We start from the raw sequence: 15,582 nt of genomic DNA, 5'->3' as shown, positions 1-15,582 counted from the left end.
CCCCCACGCCACCCAAGGAGTCTTCCGATGAACTTCATCGAACGGGCCGTCGTCGGCCTGTGCCGTGTGCTGCTGTGGATCAGCACGGCCGTCATCTTCGTGATCCTGGTGGCCAACACCGTGCTGCGCTACGCCACCGGCAGCAGCCTGCAGTGGGCCAACGAAGTGCCCGAACTGCTGTTCCCCTGGCTGGTCATGTCGGGCGTGGTGCTGGCGGCGGCGCACGGGGCGCACATCACCACCAGCTTCCTGATGGACGCGGTACCGGCCACGCTGCGCCGCTGGACCGCCATCGGCACCTGGCTGGTGGTCGCGGCGCTGTACGCCACGCTGGCGGGGTCCACCTACCAGATGCTGGAGATCGTGCACGACGAGAAGTCGCCCATCCTGCAGGTGCCCGGTTCGCTGACCTACGGCTGCGTCATGGGTGGGCTGCTGATGCTGGGCCTGCTGGCCTTGAAGTCGGCCTGGAACGCCTGGATCACCCCGCCGGTTGAGCACGACCCGAACGCTGAGCAAGCCGTGCCGGAAGCGCACTGGTAAGCCCACGCAAGAACCGCCAAGGAGCCCACCATGAGTGCCCTCATTCTTCTGGTTTTTCTCGGGTCGGCCGTGCTGGCCGTGCCCATCGCCCACGCCCTGCTGATGGCCGCCATGGCGGCGGCCGCCACCTCCGACCGCGTGCCGCTCGATCTGCTGGTGCAGCAGATGGTGGCGCAGGTGCAGAGCTTCCCGCTGATCGCCATCCCCTTCTTCATGCTCACCGGCTCGCTGATGATGGGCGGCCGCCTGGGCGCGGCACTGGTCGGTGTGCTGAGCACGCTGATCGGCCGCTTTCACGGCGGCCCGGCGCAGGTGGGCGTGCTCTCGTCCACGCTGTTCGGCGGCGTCTCGGGTTCGGCGGTGGCCGACGCCTCGGCCATCGGCTCGCTGCTGATCCCCTGGCACAAGCGCCTGGGGTATCCGCCGGCCTTCTCTGCCGCCACGCTGGCCGCGGCCGCGACCATCGACATCCTGATCCCGCCATCGATCCCGATGATCCTGTTCGCGCTGACGGCCAACGCCTCCATCGCGGCGCTGTTCGTCGCCGGCATCCTGCCGGGCATCCTGATGTGCGGCGGCTTCATGTTCATGTGCTGGTACGTGGGACGGCGCCGCAACTTCCCGCGCGACACCACGCCCATCGACTGGAGCGTGTTCCGCACCCACCTGCTGTACGCCTCGCCCGCGCTGCTGCTGCCGGTGCTGATCGTGGTGTTCCTGCGCTTCGGCATCGCCACGCCCACCGAGGTGGCCGTGCTGTCCACGCTGTACGCGGCGGTGGTATCCGTTGTGGTGTACCGCGACCTGTCGCTCAAGCGTCTGAACGACGCCGTGGTGTCTGCCGGCCTGGCCACCGGGGTGGTGCTGCTGGTGATCATGGCCTCGGCCGCCATCGGCTGGCTGCTGACCTACGACCAGATGCCCAGCGGCGTGGCCCAGTGGATCACCCAGAACGTGAGCCAGGACTGGATCGTGATCCTGATCATGAACCTGCTGATGCTGTTCATCGGCATGTTCATCGACCTGCCGGCCGCCGTGCTGCTGCTGACCCCCGTGTTCCTGCCGCTGGCCCAGAGCATCGGCATGGACCCGGTGCAGCTGGGCATCATGATGGTGGTGAACCTGGCCGTCGGCCTCTACACCCCGCCGGTGGGCACCACGCTGTTCATCACCTCGGCCCTGGCCAAGGTCAAGGTGGGCCAGACGGTGCGCGAACTCGGCCCGTTCTACCTCGTCGCCTTCCTCGTGCTCGCACTGGTCTCTTACGTGCCGGCCTCCATCCTGCGCTGACCCCGGCGCAACCCCTTCCGCTTTCACACAGGAGATTTCCATGACTTCCGCCGCAGACAAACTGCCGGCGCTGGCCCGGTGCGCCCATCGCATCCGCCGCTACGCGCTGCGCATGGGTGAGGTTCAGGGCCAGGGCTACATCGGCCAGGCCCTGGGCTGGGCCGACGTGCTGGCCGTGGCCTATGGCCACGCGCTGAACCTGCAACCGCAGAACCCCGAATGGGAAGGCCGCGACCGCTTCCTGCTCTCGCACGGCCACTACGCCATCGCCCACTACGCGGCGCTGATTGAGGCCGGCGTGATTCCGCAAGAAGAACTGGAAACCTACGGCAGCGACGACAGCCGCCTGCCCATGAGCGGCATGGCCAACTACACGCCGGGCATGGAGATCTCCGGTGGTTCGCTGGGACAGGGCCTGGTCATCGGTGTCGGCATGGCGCTGGCTCTGAAGCAGAAGAAAAATCCCGCCTTCGTCTACAACTCCATGAGCGACGGCGAACTCGACGAGGGCTCGACCTGGGAAGCCGCCATGTCGGCCGCGCACCACCAGCTCGACAACCTGATCTGCCTGGTCGACATCAACAACCAGCAGGCCGACGGCCCCAGCAGCAAGATCCTCGGCTTCGAGCCCCTGGCCGACAAGTGGCTGGCCTTTGGCTGGCATGTGCAGCGCATCGACGGCAACGACCTGGCCGCCGTGCTGGCCGCCTTCGACACGGCGCGCAACCTGAAAGAAGCCAAGCCGCGCGTGATCCTGTTCAACACCCTGATGGGCAAGGGCGTGCCCTTCCTCGAAACACGCGACAAAAACCACTTCATCCGCGTCGATCCGCCCGAGTGGCAGCAGGCCCTCGCCATCCTCGACCAGACCGCCCCCGAAGGAGCCTCCGCATGAACACCGTTGCCGAGAAAAAACCGCGCCTGACCACCTCCGCCATGATCGCGTCCATCGCGGGCGAAGGGCAGCGCGTGAAGGCCGCCCCGTTTGGCAAGGCCCTGGTGGAACTGGCCGCGAACCGCCCCGAAATCGTGGGCATGACCGCCGACCTGGCCAAGTACACCGACCTGCACCTGTTCGCCCAGGCCTACCCCGAGCGCTTCTACCAGATGGGCATGGCCGAGCAGCTGCTCATGGGCGCGGCCGGCGGCATGGCCAAGGAAGGCCTGATCCCGTTCGCCACCACCTACGCCGTGTTCGGCACGCGCCGCGCCTACGACTTCATCCACCAGGTGATCGCCGAAGAGAACCTGAACGTGAAGATGTGCTGCGCCCTGCCCGGCCTGACCACCGGCTACGGCCCCAGCCACCAGGCCACCGAAGACGTGGCCATGATGCGCGGCATCCCCGGCCTGACCATCATCGACCCCTGCGACGCGCTCGACATCGAACAGGCCGTGCCGCAGATGGCCGCGCACAACGGCCCGGTCTACATGCGTCTGCTGCGCGGCAACGTGCCGCTGGTGCTGGACGAATACGACTACCAGTTCGAACTCGGCAAGGCCAAGCGCCTGGTGGACGGCGACGAGGTGCTGATCATCTCCAGCGGTTTCATGACCATGCGCGCGCTGGAAGTGGCCAAGGCGCTGCAGGCCGACAACATCGGCGTGGCCGTGCTGCACTGCCCGACCATCAAGCCGCTGGACGAAGCCACCATCCTGGCCGAGGTGCTGCGCAAACCGCGCCTGGTGGTGGTGGCCGAGAACCACTCTGTCGTTGGCGGCCTGGGCGAAGCCGTGGCCAGTTGCCTGCTGCAGAACGGCGTGACGCCCGCGCGCTTCCGCCTGGCGGGACTGCCCGACGCCTACCTCGACGCCGGCGCCCTGCCCACGCTGCACGACCGCTACGGCATCAGCACCGAAGCCTTGTCGGGCCGCGTCAAGGCCTGGCTCGGCTGAAGCCGTTCACATGGGCCACAGCGCGCGGCGCGCGCTGTGGTCACGGTTGGCCCCCGTCAGCCGAACACGAGGCACACCGGACTGCCACTGCCCCATGAGCGACCGGTGTCCGTGAGGCGGCCGTCAGCGCCGACGGCGAAACGCACGATGCGGTCGCTGTCCTCGTTCAGCACGTAGCACCAGCGACCGCAGGGGGAGGTGGTGAAGAAGCGCGGGGTCTTGCCTTCACTGGGCGCGCTCTGGCGCAACGCGAGACGCCCGTTGTCTGCATCGATGTGAAACACCGCGATGCTGTCTTCGCCGCGGTTGGATGCGTAGAGCGTGCGCCCCGACCGGTCCACCTCGACTTCGGACGCGCGGCTGTTGCCGGTGAAGGTGTCGGCCAGCGCGCTCAGCACCTGGAAGGCTTGCAGCGCGCCCGTGGTCGCATCGAAGGTGTACGCGGTGACGGTGGAGTCCAGCTCGTTGATCACATAGGCCCAGGGCCGGCTCGGATGGAAGGCCAGGTGGCGCGGACCGGCGCCCTCGCGGGCCTGCGCGAACGGCTGGGCGGCCGAGGTCAGGCGCCCATCTGCGAAGCGGAACACAAAGACCCGGTCCACGCCCTTGTCGGGCACCAGCACCCATTGGCCGCTGGGGTCGAAGGGGTTGAAGTGCGGCTTGGCAAAAGGCTGCTCTGTGCGGTGCGGGCCGGGTGGTCCTTCCAGTTGGATCAACTGAGACAAGGGTTCCAGCGCCCCATCGGCCGCCACCGGCAGCACGGCCAGCGAACTGCTGACATGGTTGCTGATGACCAGGTGCCGCGCATCCGGCGACAAGGCCAGGTGCACCGGGTTGCGCCCGCCGCAGTCCTGCCGGTTCAAGAAGCTCAGGTGGCCGGTGGCCGGATCGATGCGCAAGGCGCTGACCTGCTGCTGGTCGCCGTGCACGGTGTAGAGCACCGGCAGCGTCGGGTGCTTGAGCAGGAACGACGGGTTGACCAGATCACCGACCGTCTGCACCAGGCTCAGGTCGCCGGTGGCGTCGTCGACTTTCCAGACGGTGATGCCGTCGCCGCGTGCGTTGCGCTCGCGCGTGGTGCGCGATCCGACGTAAGCGAACATGGCTCAGGCCTCCTGGGCCGGGGCCACCGAAGCGCCTTCGATGCCGTGGCGCTGCAGCGCCTGGGCCACGAAACCGCTGGCTTTCATCTCTTCGACAAACGACCTCAGGTACGCCACCGCCTCGGCGCTGCGGCCCTTGGGCAGGCCCATGGCCTGCTGGATCACCATGAAGCGGCCGGGCAGCAGGCGGTGGCCGGGGAAACGCTTCTGGTCGGCTTCGAGCTGCTGCTTGACGCCGGCCGCCACATCGGCCGTCGTCTCAACGAAAACGTCCACCACGGTGGGCGAGGTCGGCGCGCGTTCGATGGTCGCGGCCTTGAGTTCGCGCGTGAGGTGCAGGTCGTAGGCGCTGCCCTTGCCGACCACCACGCGGGTGCCGGCGCGGTCCACCTCTTCGTTGGCCTGCAGCGGTGAGGCGTCGCGCACCAGGTAGCTGCCTTCGATCAGCACATAGGGCGCGGTGAAGGCGATGCCCTGGCCGCGCACCGGGTCCACGGCGAAGAAGCCGAAGTCGGCCTGCTCGGCGGTCACGGCCTCGACCGACTTGCCCGCCGCATCGAACACGACCAGATCCAGCGGCAGGCCCAGGCGCTGCGCCAGCTCGTGCGCCAGGTCCACCGACACACCGAACGGCTCGCCGGTGTCGGGGCGGCGGTTCGCGAGGATGGGGTTGCCCAGGTTGATGGAGGCGCGCAGGCGACCGGTGGGGGCAAAGGCGGCGCGCAGGGTGTCGGAGGTGTTCATGTACTTCAGGGAAGGTGTCAGGCCCGTCCCAGCAGGTCGCTGATCTTGGCCAGGTTGGCGAGGGTGGCGCCCAGGTGCTCGCGCATGGTCGCCGCCGCGTCGGCGTGGCGGCCTTGTTCGAGCAGGTCGAGCAGGTGCAGGTGCTGGCGGCAGTGCTCGGGGTAGCGCTGGCGGTCCTGCATGGAGCGGTAAGACAGCAGGCGCCGCACGCGGTTGACGCGGCGGATGGTGTCGATGAAAAACGCGTTGCCCGAGGCGGCCACCAGCGATTCATGGAAGTGCACGCCCCGGTCGTGCAACTGGTCGGCGGTGTCGGTCTCGATGCCGCCTTCGAGCAGGTGCACCTCGGCGGCGCGACAGCGCGCCAGCACCTGCGGGTCCAGCTGGTAACCCGGTTCCAGCAGGGCCGCCGGTTCCAGCGCCAGGCGCAACCGGTAGGACTGCAGCAGGCTGTCGGGCGTGGTGAGCATGGTCGAAAACGCCCAGCCGTAGCCGGGCTTCTTCTCGATCCAGCCCTCCTTGGCGATGCGGCCCAGCAGCGCCTGCAGCTGGGCAGGCGTCAGGCCGTAGCGGGTCTTGAGCAGGACTTCGGTCACCTCCTCGGGCAGCTCGCCTTTGAGGCGGTCTTCGGCCACCTGGAAATACAGGCGCGTGGCAGCGTCCTGACCCTCCAGCCCGAGGCGGCGGTTGACCTCCTCAGCCGGTGCCTGCAGGCCCTCGCCCACGAAGAAGCCCCGGTTGCGCTCGCGCTGCAGCAGGCCTTGTTCGTGCAGGTGGATCAGCACCTCGTTGATGGGAGAACGCGATACGCGCAGCCGGTCGGCGAGCATCTGCGCGGGCAGGTGGGCACCGGGCGGCAGCTTGTCCTGGCGGATCAGCGCCAGCACCTGGGCAACGATGGTTTTGTCAGCACTCATGGTGCCGTGATCGTAAGGCGCGCGCAGGCTGGTCATGGGTGTCAGACGGTGGCCACCGCCGCGTGCGCGGCCAGCTGGTCGCGCAGGATGGTGGGGATCACGCCGCCCTGGCTCAGCAGGCGCACCTCCAGCTGGGTTTCCACCGCGGCGGTGAGCGTGAGCGACTGGGCCGAACCGTCGGCGCGGTGGATGACCACCGCCACCGGGGCACGCGGCCGCAGCGCCGCTGGGTCGGCCAGCACCTCAATGCGGTCGCCCGCCTGCAGATTCAGCGTGGATGGGTGCTGGCCCGCCGCGAACTGCAGCGGCAGGATGCCCATGCCGATGAGGTTGGAGCGGTGGATGCGCTCGAAGCTCGCGGCCAGCACGGCGCGGATGCCCAGCAGGCGCTGGCCCTTGGCGGCCCAGTCGCGCGAGGAGCCGGTGCCGTAGCGCTCACCGGCCACCAGCACGACGGACTCGCCCGCGTCGCGGTAGCGCTGCGCCACGTCCCAGATGGGGGCGACGCTGCCGCTGGGCACGTGCAGGGTGTGGGCCACTGGGGCGCCGGGCGCCAGCTGGTTGACCAGGGTCTTGCTGTGGAAGGCGGCGCGCACCATGACCTCCCAGTTGCCGCGGCGCGAGGCGAACACGTTGAGGTCGTTGCGGTCGTCGCCGCGCGCCACCAGGAAGTCCGCCACCAGACTCTGCTTCGGGATGGCGCTGGCCGGCGAGATGTGGTCGGTGGTGATGTCGTCGCCCACCACCAGCAGCGGGTAAGCGGTGTAGCGGCCCAGTTGCGAGCCTTCGCTGAGCGAGGCAAACGGCGGGCGGCGCAGCGCGTTGGACGCGGCGCTCCAGGGGAACAGCGGCGTGTCGGGCGCCTCCAGCGCGTGCCACAACGGGTTGGCGCTGGCGATGTCAAACGCACGGCGGAAGTCCAGCGGGTCCAGCGCCAGCTTGAGCGCGGCGTCGATGGCTTCGCGGGTGGGCATCAGCTCGCGCAGGAACACCGGCTGGCCGTCGGCGCCCGTGCCCAGCGCTTCATCGCGCAGGTTGCGCGCGGCGTCACCGGCCAGCGCGAAGGCCACCACCAGCAGAGGCGACATGATGAAGGCGGCCTCGATGTCCGGGTGCACACGGCCGGGGAAGTTGCGGTTGCCCGAGAGGATGGCCACGGCCTTCACCGCGCCCAGGTGCTGCGCCTGCGCCACCGCGTCGGGCAGCGGGCCAGAATTGCCGATGCAGGTGGTGCAGCCGAAGCCCACGATGTCGAAGCCCACGGCCGCCAGCGCGGCGTCCAGCCCGCAACGGCGCAGGTAGTCGGCGGCGGCGGGCGATCCGGGGGCGAGCGAGGTCTTGACCCAGGCGGGCACCTTGAGACCCCGTGCGTGCGCGGCCTGGGCCAGCAGGCCGGCCGCGATCAGCAGGCCGGGGTCGGAGGTGTTGGTGCAGCTGGTGATGGCGGCCAGCGCCACAGGAAAGGTGGGCAACTCGCTCGGTTCGGTGGGTTGGAATCCCAGCTTGGCCAGCGCTTCGCCGGTCAACGTGTGGTCGAGCAGGTCCTGCGGGCGGCGCGGGCCGGCCACCATCACACCGATCTGGTCCAGCGCGATGCTGATCGTCTTCGTGTAACGCGGCTCGGCCTCGGGCGCGAACCACAGGCCGTTGTGGCGGCAGTAGGCCTCGACCAGCTCGATCTGGGCCTGGCTGCGGCCGGTGGCACGCAGGTAGTCCAGCGTCTTGTCATCGACCGGGAAGAAGCCGGTGGTGGCGCCGTATTCGGGCGCCATGTTGGCGACCACGCAGCGCTCGCCGGCCGTCAGTGTCGAGACACCCGGGCCATAGAACTCGACGAACTCGCCCGCCACGCCGAGCGCGCGCAGGCGCTGCGTCACGGTCAGCGCCAGGTCGGTGGCCTGGGCCGCGCCCATCAGCCGGCCGGTCAGCTTCACGCCGATCACGTCGGGCACGCGCAGCATGGTCGGCATGCCGAACATCACCGTCTGCGCTTCGAGCCCGCCCACGCCCCAGCCCAGCACGCCGATGCCGTTGACCATGGGCGTGTGGCTGTCGGTGCCCAGCATCATGTCGGGCACGGCCCAGGTCTCGCCATCGCGCTGCACCGTGGTCACCACCGTGGCCAGTTGCTCCAGGTTGATGGTGTGCATGATCCCGGTCCCCGGCGGGTGGATGCGCACCCGGTCCAGCGACTTCGAGGCCCAGCGCAGGAAGCGGTAGCGCTCGGCGTTGCGGCGGATTTCGTGCTGCAGGTTTTCAACGCTGGCCTGTGGGCGGCCAAAGGCCTCCACCGCCAGCGAGTGGTCCACCGACACGTCCACCGGCAGCACCGGGTTGAGCACGCGCGGGTCCACGCCGGCCTCGGCCAGCGCGTCGCGCATGGCCGCAATGTCCACCAGCGCGGGCGTGCTGGTGGTGTCGTGCATCAGCACCCGGCCCGGCTGGTAGGGCACTTCGGCCTCGCTGCGGCCGGTGTCCAGCCAGGCCAGCACCGCGGCCTCGGCCGCTTCACGTTCGGCGCCTTCGGTCTCGCGGGCGATGTTCTCCAGCAGCAGGCGCAGCACCAGCGGCAGGCGGTGCAGTTGCGCGCCGAAGCGCTCGACCAGATCCACGCAGCGGTAGGTCTCGGAACCGACCTTCATTTGGCCGGCGTCGGGGGAGTAGGTGTTTTCCATGATGGTTATTTTGCATTTATCGTCTTTAAAATGCAATCCAGCGTTAACCCTAACCCGCCCCTCAACCGGGACGAACAGCCCATCGGAGCCCCCATGAACCTCTCGCGCCGCCTCACCGTCCTGGCCCTTGCGCTGGGCAGCCTTGCCCCCTTCGCCGCCCAGGCGCAGGACTACCCGTCCCGCAACGTGTCCATCGTCGTGCCCTTCGGTGCCGGGGGTGGCGTGGACATCACCGCCCGCCTGCTGGCCGAGAAGCTGCGCACCACGCTGGGTGCAACGGTCATCGTGGAAAACAAGGCCGGCGGCAGCGGCATGATCGGTGCGCAGGCCGTGGTCAAGGCCGCGCCGGACGGCCACACGCTGCTGCTGGGTTCTGCCGGCGAAACGGCCATCAATGCCTTCGTCTACAAGGGCCGCATGCAGTACAACCCGGCCAAGGACCTGCTGCCGGTCACGCTGGTGGTGCGCATCCCCAACGTGCTGGTGGTGGCCAACAAGCTGCCGGTCAAGAACGTCGAAGAACTGGTCACCTACGCCAAGAAGAACCCGGGCCGCCTGTCGTACTCCACCAGTGGCGTGGGCAACCCGCAGCACCTCAACGGCGAACTGCTGGAAGAGCTGGCCGGTGTGCACATGGTCCACATCCCCTACCGCGGCGCGGCGGGGCAGCTGGTGGACGTGGCGTCCGGCCTGGTGGACATGACCTTCGTGAGCTACACGGCCGCCAAGTCCTTCCTCCAGTCCGGCAAGGTCAAGCCCATCGCCGTGACATCCGCCACCCGCACCCCTTTCGCGCCCGACCTGCCGGCCATCGCCGAGTACAAGCCGCTGGCCAAGTACCAGCTGGAAAACTGGTTCGGCCTGTTCGCCCCCGCCGGCACGCCCGATGTGGTGGTGCAGAAGCTCAACGCCGCCGTGACCGCTGCGCTCAAGGACCCCGAGCTGGCCAGGAAGCTGCGCGAACAGGGCGGAGAGCCCACACCCATGAGCCCCCAGCAGTTCAAGGACTTCATCCAGAAAGAGTCCGTGCAGTTCGAACGCATCGTCACCACCGCCAAGATCGTCGCCGAGTGAGCACGGTCCCTTTTGTCCGTTTGTTTCCAACCACCCCCAGGAGATCCCCATGAAGAACCTGTCCCTCACCCGCCGCACCCTCGCCATCGCAGCCGCCGCCTGCCTCTCCGCCGCGCTGCTGCCGCAGGCCCACGCCCAGGCCACGCTGGATATCAAGATCACCGCGCCCGCCGGTGCCGGCGGCGGCTGGGACGGCGCCTCGCGCGCCCTGCAGCAGGTGATGACCGCCACCGGCGCCGCCAAGTCGGTGCAGGTGGTCAACGTGCCCGGCGCGGGCGGCACCGTGGGCCTGGCCCAGTTCGTCAACGGCGCCAAGGGCGACGGCAACCAGCTGCTGACCATGGGCATCACCATGGTCGGCGCGATCCTGACCAACAAGTCGCCGGTGAACCTGGATGCGGTCACCCCCATCGCCCGCCTGACCGGTGACGCGCTGGTGATCGTGGTGCCGGCCAACTCGCCGCACAAGACGCTCAAGGACCTGGCCGCCGCGCTCAAGGCCGACGCCTCCAAGGTGGTCTGGGCCGGTGGCTCGGCCGGTGGCGCCGACCACATCCTGGCCGGCCTGGTGGCCAAGGCCGCCGGTGGCGACGCGACCAAGCTGAACTACGTGCCCTTCTCGGGCGGCGGCGAAGCCCTGGCCGAGATGCTGGGTGGCCGCGTGACGGCCGGCGTCTCGGGCTACAACGAGTTCGAAAGCATGATCAAGGCTGGCAAGCTGCGCGCCCTGGCGCTGTCCTCGGGCGCGCGCATGGCCGGCGTCGATGTGCCGACCATCAAGGAACAGGGCCTGGACGTGGAGCTGATGAACTGGCGCGGCATCGTCGCCGGCCCCGGCATCAGCGCGGCGCAAAAGGCGGCCCTGTCCGCGGCGGTGGAAAAGGCGGTGAAGTCGCCCGAGTGGGCCGCCGTGCGCAAGCAGCGCGGCTGGGACGATGCCTACCTGAACGCCGACGCCTTCGCGGCCAACCTCAAGAAGGAACAGGTCAGCGTGAAAGACGTGCTGACCACCATCGGCCTGGTGAAGTAACTCCCCCCTGCGCCGCTTCGCGTCTTCCCCCACGGGGGACGCACCCTGTGGCCCGTCCTGAGCTTGTCGAAGGGCGGTTCCACGGGTGCTCTGGACAAGGGCACGCGCTTCGGGTGACATTTTTTCTGCGCTGCAAAGCGGTACTGGACACACGACATGAGCACCGACTCTCATACCTTTGGGCCGAGCTGGCGTGCGCTGGCCGGCATCGCCCTGGCCCTGCTGACGCTGGCGCTGCTGATCTGGCTGGACGCCAACCGCCTGCCGGAGCAGGTGACCGTGGGCGTGGGGCCGGCTGCCGCCATGCGCATGGTGGCCCTGTTCGTCGCGGCGCTGGGCCTGGCCCACGGCGTGGCGGCCTGGGGCCGCCGCGTGCGCGAGGCCGATGAAGGCTTCACGCCGCGTGAGGCCTTGCCGACCACCAACCCCGCTGGGCTGGCCTGGATCCTGGGCGGGCTCGCGGTGCTGGGCGCCTGTGTGCACTTTGGTGGCGGCTTCGTCATCGGCGCCACCGTCCTTTTCGTGGCGACCGCGCGCGCTTTTGGTCAGCCCCTGGGCGCGCGTTCGGTGGGCATCGGCCTGCTCCTGACCACCCTCGTGTTTGTTTTCTTCGCCCGGGTGTTGTCGCTGTCGCTGCCGGCCGGTCCCCTTGAACGCCTTCTGCTCGCCTGACCATGGAAACCTTGAACCTCTTGTGGGCCGGCCTGGCCGTGGCCCTGCAACCCGGCAACCTGCTGTTCGCCGGCATCGGCGTGCTGCTGGGCACGCTGGTCGGCATCCTGCCGGGCATCAGCCCTTCGCTGACGGTGGCGCTGCTGCTGCCGGTCACCTTCAAGCTGGACCCGACCGGCTCCATCATCATGTTCGCCGGCATCTACTTCGGCGCCATGTACGGCAGCTCGACCACCGCCATCCTGCTCAACACGCCGGGTGAAGCGGCGTCGATTGCCACCGCCATTGAAGGCCACAGCATGGCCAAGGCCGGGCGCGGCGGGGCGGCGCTGTCCACGGCGGCCATCGGTTCCTTCGTGGCCGGCAGCATCGCCAGCCTGGGTCTGGCGATGCTGGCACCGGTCATCGTGGAGCTGGCGGTGTCGTTCGGACCATGGGACTACTTCGCGCTCATGGTGCTGGCCTTCATCACGGTGTCGGCCACGTTTGGCGACTCGGTGCTGCGCGGCCTGACCAGCCTGGCGCTGGGCCTGGTGTTCGGGCTGGTGGGCATCGACAAACTCACCGGTCAGGGCCGGCTGGCGTTCGACATTCCCAATCTGCTGGACGGCATCTCGGTCACCACCATGGCGGTGGGCCTGTTCGCCATTGGCGAGACCCTGCACGTCGCCTCGCGTTTTTCGGGCATCGCCGACAAGGTGGAGGCCGTTCGCGGCTCGCTCTGGATGACGCGGGAGGAATGGAAACGCTCGTGGAAGCCATGGCTGCGTGGCATCGGGCTGGGCTTCCCCATCGGCGCGCTACCGGCCGGTGGCGCCGAGGTGCCGACCCTGCTGTCGTACACCATCGAACGCAAGCTGGCCGTCAAGCCCGAGGAGTTCGGCCACGGTGCCATTGAAGGCGTGGCCGGCCCCGAGGCCGCCAACAACGCCGCCGCCACCGGCACCATGGTGCCGCTGCTGGCGCTGGGCCTGCCCACATCGGCCACCGCCGCCATGATGCTGGCCGGCTTCCAGCAGTACGGGCTGGTGCCCGGGCCCTTGCTGTTCATCACCAACGCCGACCTGGTGTGGGGCCTAATTGCCAGCTTCATGGTCGGCAACCTGATGCTGCTGGTGCTCAACCTGCCGCTGGTGGGCCTGTGGGTCAAGCTGCTCTCGGTGCCGCAGCCCTGGCTGTACGCCGGCATCCTGGTGTTCGCCGCCATGGGCACGCTGGCGGCCAACCCCTCGCTGACCGAGCTGGCACTGCTGGTGGGCTTTGGCGTGACCGGCTACCTGATGCGCTGCTGGGATTACCCCGTCGCGCCCATGATCGTGGGACTGATCCTCGGGCCCATGGCCGAGAGCCAGTTCCGCCGCGCACTGCAGATCAGCCTGGGCGATTCGTGGGTGTTCTTCAAGCACCCCGGCTCGGCCACCTTGCTGGTGCTGGCGGTGCTCGCTTTGCTGGCCCCGCTGCTGTTCAAGCAGCTGCGCGCGTTCAAGGGTGAGGACGCCTGAGATGGAGCTGCCCGCGCACCAGATGAGCATGACCGTGCTCATGACGCCCGACACCGCCAATTTCTCGGGCAACGTGCACGGCGGCAACATCCTCAAGCTGCTGGACCAGGTGGCCTACGCCTGCGCCAGCCGCTACGCCGGCTCGTATGTCGTCACCCTGAGCGTCGATCAGGTGATGTTCCGGCAACCCATCCACGTGGGTGAACTGGTGACCTTCATGGCATCGGTCAACCACACCGGCACATCGTCGATGGAGGTGGGCATCAAGGTGATCGCCGAAAACATCCAGACCCAGGCCAAACGCCATGTGAACAGCTGCTTCTTCACCATGGTCGCGGTGGACGAGCAACGGCGGCCCAAGCCCGTGCCAGCGTTGCGCCCGTTTTCGCCGGAAGAGAAACGAAGGTTTCTGGCGGCCGAAGCCCGCAAGGCCATGCGCCGCGAAATGGAGCAGCGCTTCGCGCAGGTGTGAGTCCCCTCGAAACCGTCTCGCCGATGGGGCGCGGCGTCCGGAACGTCAAACCGTCTGCAACGCCGCCCGCGCCGCCGCCACGATCTGCCGCGTCAGTCCGTCGAGCAGGCCCGACGCGGCGCGCGCGGTCTGCCAGTGCAGCGGCACGTCCAGCGGCGCACCGGGCACCAGCTCGACCAGCGCACCCTCGGCCAGCTGTAACGCGACCATGGCCAACGGGAACATGCCCCAGCCCATGCCGGCCAGCGCGGCGGTGACGAAGGCGTGCGACGAGGGCAGCGTGTGGCGCGGCAGTTCCACATGGCGGTGGCACAGGCGGCGCACCCAGCTGGCCTGCAGCTCGTCCTTGGTGTTGAACAGCAGGCTGGGCGCCTGGGCCAGGCTGCCCGCGCCCACGCCGCCGGTGAAGTGCTGCGCCACGAAGGCCGGGCTGGCGGCGGCCACATAGCGCATGGCGCCCAGCGGCTGGCTGTTGCAGCCGGTGGCGGGGCGGGCCGTGCCGGTCACGGCGGCCAGCACGGCACCGGTGCGCAGCCACTCGGCCGTGTGATCCTGGTCGTCCACGCTGACAGCCATGAGCACCGGCGCCTGCGCGGCATAGGCGGCCATGGCGGGCGCGAACCAGGTCGCCAGGCTGTCGGCGTTGACGGCCACCGGCAGGTTCACGCGAGCGCCACCCTCGGGCGCCAGCGCCGGCAGGGCGTCGTTCAATTCCTGCTCCAGCAGCCGCACACGGTCGATGTGCTGGCACATGCGCCGCCCGGTGTCGGTGGGCACGCAGGGCTGGCCGCGCACCACCAGCGCGCAACCCACGCGGTCTTCGAGCAGGCGGATGCGTTGCGAGATCGCCGAGGGCGTGACGTGCAGCGCGCGGGCCGCGCGGTCGAAGCTGCCCTCGCGCACCACGGCGGCCAGGGCATGGAGGGCGGCGTAGTCCAGCATAGATGTAGTTTTGCTTAATCGGATGAAGGAAAGACAGTTTGCCTTCATTGCCTGATGCAGGCAATCTCGGCGCATGTCTTCCCTCTCTCTTGCCCAGATCCTTCCCGTGTTCGTCCAGGGGCTGCTGCTCAGCCTGGGGCTGATCGTCGCCATCGGCGCGCAGAACGCCTTTGTGCTGCGCCAGGGCCTGCGGCGCGAGCACGTGGCCCCGGTGGTGGCGTTCTGCGCGCTGGCCGACGCGGTGCTGATCACCGCCGGCGTGCTGGGCATGGCGCAGGCGCTGGGCCGCCACCCCGCGCTGGCCCAGGCCATGGCGCTGGCGGGCGCGGCCTTTCTGGCCTGGTACGGCTGGCAGGCGCTGCAGCGCGCGCGGCACGCCAGCCAGTTGCGGGCGGCCGACGGCGGCGCGGGCCTGAGCCGCGGCGCCGCGCTGGCGCAGGCGGCGGCCTTCACCCTGCTCAACCCGCACGTGTACCTCGACACGGTGCTGCTGGTCGGCAGCATCGGCGCGCAACAGCCGGCCGGCCTGCAGGGCTGGTTCATCGCCGGTTCCAGCATCGCCAGCCTGGGCTGGTTCACCGCGCTGGGCTTTGGCGCGCGCTGGCTGGCCCCCCTGTTCGCCCGGCCCCGCGCCTGGCAGGTGCTCGACGCCCTGATCGGCCTGACCATGTGGGTGCTGACGGCCATGCTGCTGCGCCTGGCAATGAACGGCGCCTGAGGTC

15 protein-coding genes are annotated in these 15,582 nt (G+C 69.0%); 10 read left to right on the top strand and 5 right to left on the bottom strand.

What is annotated here, in order from left to right; genetic code table 11:
* Nucleotides 1-27 precede the first annotated feature (27 nt).
* From RMP09_RS07760 to RMP09_RS07745, 4 genes are read left to right on the top strand one after another with little or no spacing between them, the layout of a single operon-like run.
* The gene (locus RMP09_RS07760; protein ID WP_310565399.1) at nt 28-543 is read left to right on the top strand and encodes a TRAP transporter small permease subunit; all 516 of its coding nucleotides are present in this window, start codon (nt 28-30) and stop codon (nt 541-543) included.
* Between the two features lie 30 nt (nt 544-573).
* A complete protein-coding gene (locus RMP09_RS07755) occupies nt 574-1,833 on the top strand; it encodes a TRAP transporter large permease subunit (RefSeq protein WP_310565398.1) in 1,260 nt (419 codons plus the stop codon).
* Between the two features lie 40 nt (nt 1,834-1,873).
* The gene (locus tag RMP09_RS07750) at nt 1,874-2,728 is read left to right on the top strand and encodes a transketolase (RefSeq protein WP_310565397.1); all 855 of its coding nucleotides are present in this window, start codon (nt 1,874-1,876) and stop codon (nt 2,726-2,728) included.
* A complete protein-coding gene (locus RMP09_RS07745) occupies nt 2,725-3,729 on the top strand; it encodes a transketolase family protein (RefSeq protein ID WP_310565396.1) in 1,005 nt (334 codons plus the stop codon). Before RMP09_RS07750 ends, RMP09_RS07745 begins: the two co-directional genes overlap by 4 nt.
* A gap of 56 nt (nt 3,730-3,785) precedes the next feature.
* On the opposite strand, the gene RMP09_RS07740 is transcribed toward RMP09_RS07745, so the two are convergent.
* Genes RMP09_RS07740 through acnA form a run of 4 tightly spaced genes read right to left on the bottom strand, consistent with a single transcriptional unit; the run spans nt 3,786 to nt 9,168 of the window.
* Complete coding sequence (locus RMP09_RS07740) at nt 3,786-4,832, bottom strand: lactonase family protein (RefSeq protein ID WP_310565395.1); 1,047 nt, start codon at nt 4,830-4,832, stop codon at nt 3,786-3,788.
* A 3-nt stretch (nt 4,833-4,835) separates the two neighbouring features.
* Entirely contained in the window at nt 4,836-5,576 is a 741-nt protein-coding gene (locus RMP09_RS07735) for an ABC transporter substrate-binding protein (protein WP_310565394.1), read from the bottom strand.
* Between the two features lie 17 nt (nt 5,577-5,593).
* The gene (locus tag RMP09_RS07730; RefSeq protein ID WP_310565393.1) at nt 5,594-6,493 is read right to left on the bottom strand and encodes a GntR family transcriptional regulator; all 900 of its coding nucleotides are present in this window, start codon (nt 6,491-6,493) and stop codon (nt 5,594-5,596) included.
* A gap of 41 nt (nt 6,494-6,534) precedes the next feature.
* Nucleotides 6,535-9,168 (bottom strand): aconitate hydratase AcnA, encoded by a 2,634-nt coding sequence (gene acnA, locus RMP09_RS07725; RefSeq protein WP_310565392.1) that lies wholly within the window; start codon nt 9,166-9,168, stop codon nt 6,535-6,537.
* Nucleotides 9,169-9,261: 93 nt separating this feature from the next.
* Here acnA and RMP09_RS07720 point away from each other — a divergent pair, with 93 nt between their 5' ends.
* The 5 genes from RMP09_RS07720 (at nt 9,262) to RMP09_RS07700 (ending at nt 13,918) form a co-directional block, all read left to right on the top strand.
* Nucleotides 9,262-10,242, top strand: coding sequence for a tripartite tricarboxylate transporter substrate binding protein (locus tag RMP09_RS07720; protein ID WP_310565391.1), 981 nt, complete (start codon nt 9,262-9,264; stop codon nt 10,240-10,242).
* A gap of 49 nt (nt 10,243-10,291) precedes the next feature.
* The gene (locus tag RMP09_RS07715) at nt 10,292-11,272 is read left to right on the top strand and encodes a tripartite tricarboxylate transporter substrate-binding protein (protein WP_310565390.1); all 981 of its coding nucleotides are present in this window, start codon (nt 10,292-10,294) and stop codon (nt 11,270-11,272) included.
* A gap of 156 nt (nt 11,273-11,428) precedes the next feature.
* Nucleotides 11,429-11,944 carry a tripartite tricarboxylate transporter TctB family protein gene (locus RMP09_RS07710; RefSeq protein WP_310565389.1) on the top strand — a complete coding sequence of 172 codons (516 nt, stop codon included), beginning with the start codon at nt 11,429-11,431 and terminating at the stop codon, nt 11,942-11,944.
* A 2-nt stretch (nt 11,945-11,946) separates the two neighbouring features.
* Nucleotides 11,947-13,446: a tripartite tricarboxylate transporter permease gene (locus RMP09_RS07705; protein ID WP_310565388.1), complete on the top strand. Its 1,500-nt coding sequence runs from the start codon at nt 11,947-11,949 to the stop codon at nt 13,444-13,446.
* Between the two features lies 1 nt (nt 13,447).
* Nucleotides 13,448-13,918, top strand: a complete 471-nt coding sequence (locus RMP09_RS07700; protein WP_310565387.1) for an acyl-CoA thioesterase — start codon at nt 13,448-13,450, stop codon at nt 13,916-13,918.
* 45 nt (nt 13,919-13,963) lie between these two features.
* Here the strand turns inward: RMP09_RS07700 and RMP09_RS07695 are convergent, their stop codons facing one another.
* On the bottom strand, nt 13,964-14,860 hold the full coding sequence (locus tag RMP09_RS07695) for a LysR family transcriptional regulator ArgP (protein WP_310565386.1): 897 nt from the start codon (nt 14,858-14,860) through the stop codon (nt 13,964-13,966).
* 73 nt (nt 14,861-14,933) lie between these two features.
* Between RMP09_RS07695 and RMP09_RS07690 the strand changes: the two genes are divergently transcribed.
* On the top strand, nt 14,934-15,578 hold the full coding sequence (locus RMP09_RS07690; RefSeq protein ID WP_310565385.1) for a LysE/ArgO family amino acid transporter: 645 nt from the start codon (nt 14,934-14,936) through the stop codon (nt 15,576-15,578).
* Nucleotides 15,579-15,582 lie beyond the last annotated feature (4 nt).

Source organism: Hydrogenophaga sp. (assembly GCF_031426985.1).
Lineage (GTDB): Bacteria > Pseudomonadota > Gammaproteobacteria > Burkholderiales > Burkholderiaceae_C > Hydrogenophaga.
This window is presented reverse-complemented; position numbering and strand designations above follow the sequence as displayed.

What these genes read in the sequence shown, in the direction of transcription:
- RMP09_RS07735 (WP_310565394.1), bottom strand. Translation starts at nt 5,576, where the DNA reads ATGAACACCTCCGACACCCTGCGCGCCGCCTTTGCCCCCACCGGTCGC.
- RMP09_RS07710 (WP_310565389.1), top strand. Translation starts at nt 11,429, where the DNA reads ATGAGCACCGACTCTCATACCTTTGGGCCGAGCTGGCGTGCGCTGGCC.
- RMP09_RS07745 (WP_310565396.1), top strand. Translation starts at nt 2,725, where the DNA reads ATGAACACCGTTGCCGAGAAAAAACCGCGCCTGACCACCTCCGCCATG.
- acnA (WP_310565392.1), bottom strand. Translation starts at nt 9,168, where the DNA reads ATGGAAAACACCTACTCCCCCGACGCCGGCCAAATGAAGGTCGGTTCC.
- RMP09_RS07760 (WP_310565399.1), top strand. Translation starts at nt 28, where the DNA reads ATGAACTTCATCGAACGGGCCGTCGTCGGCCTGTGCCGTGTGCTGCTG.
- RMP09_RS07690 (WP_310565385.1), top strand. Translation starts at nt 14,934, where the DNA reads ATGTCTTCCCTCTCTCTTGCCCAGATCCTTCCCGTGTTCGTCCAGGGG.
- RMP09_RS07715 (WP_310565390.1), top strand. Translation starts at nt 10,292, where the DNA reads ATGAAGAACCTGTCCCTCACCCGCCGCACCCTCGCCATCGCAGCCGCC.
- RMP09_RS07755 (WP_310565398.1), top strand. Translation starts at nt 574, where the DNA reads ATGAGTGCCCTCATTCTTCTGGTTTTTCTCGGGTCGGCCGTGCTGGCC.
- RMP09_RS07720 (WP_310565391.1), top strand. Translation starts at nt 9,262, where the DNA reads ATGAACCTCTCGCGCCGCCTCACCGTCCTGGCCCTTGCGCTGGGCAGC.
- RMP09_RS07740 (WP_310565395.1), bottom strand. Translation starts at nt 4,832, where the DNA reads ATGTTCGCTTACGTCGGATCGCGCACCACGCGCGAGCGCAACGCACGC.
- RMP09_RS07700 (WP_310565387.1), top strand. Translation starts at nt 13,448, where the DNA reads ATGGAGCTGCCCGCGCACCAGATGAGCATGACCGTGCTCATGACGCCC.
- RMP09_RS07750 (WP_310565397.1), top strand. Translation starts at nt 1,874, where the DNA reads ATGACTTCCGCCGCAGACAAACTGCCGGCGCTGGCCCGGTGCGCCCAT.
- RMP09_RS07705 (WP_310565388.1), top strand. Translation starts at nt 11,947, where the DNA reads ATGGAAACCTTGAACCTCTTGTGGGCCGGCCTGGCCGTGGCCCTGCAA.
- RMP09_RS07695 (WP_310565386.1), bottom strand. Translation starts at nt 14,860, where the DNA reads ATGCTGGACTACGCCGCCCTCCATGCCCTGGCCGCCGTGGTGCGCGAG.
- RMP09_RS07730 (WP_310565393.1), bottom strand. Translation starts at nt 6,493, where the DNA reads ATGAGTGCTGACAAAACCATCGTTGCCCAGGTGCTGGCGCTGATCCGC.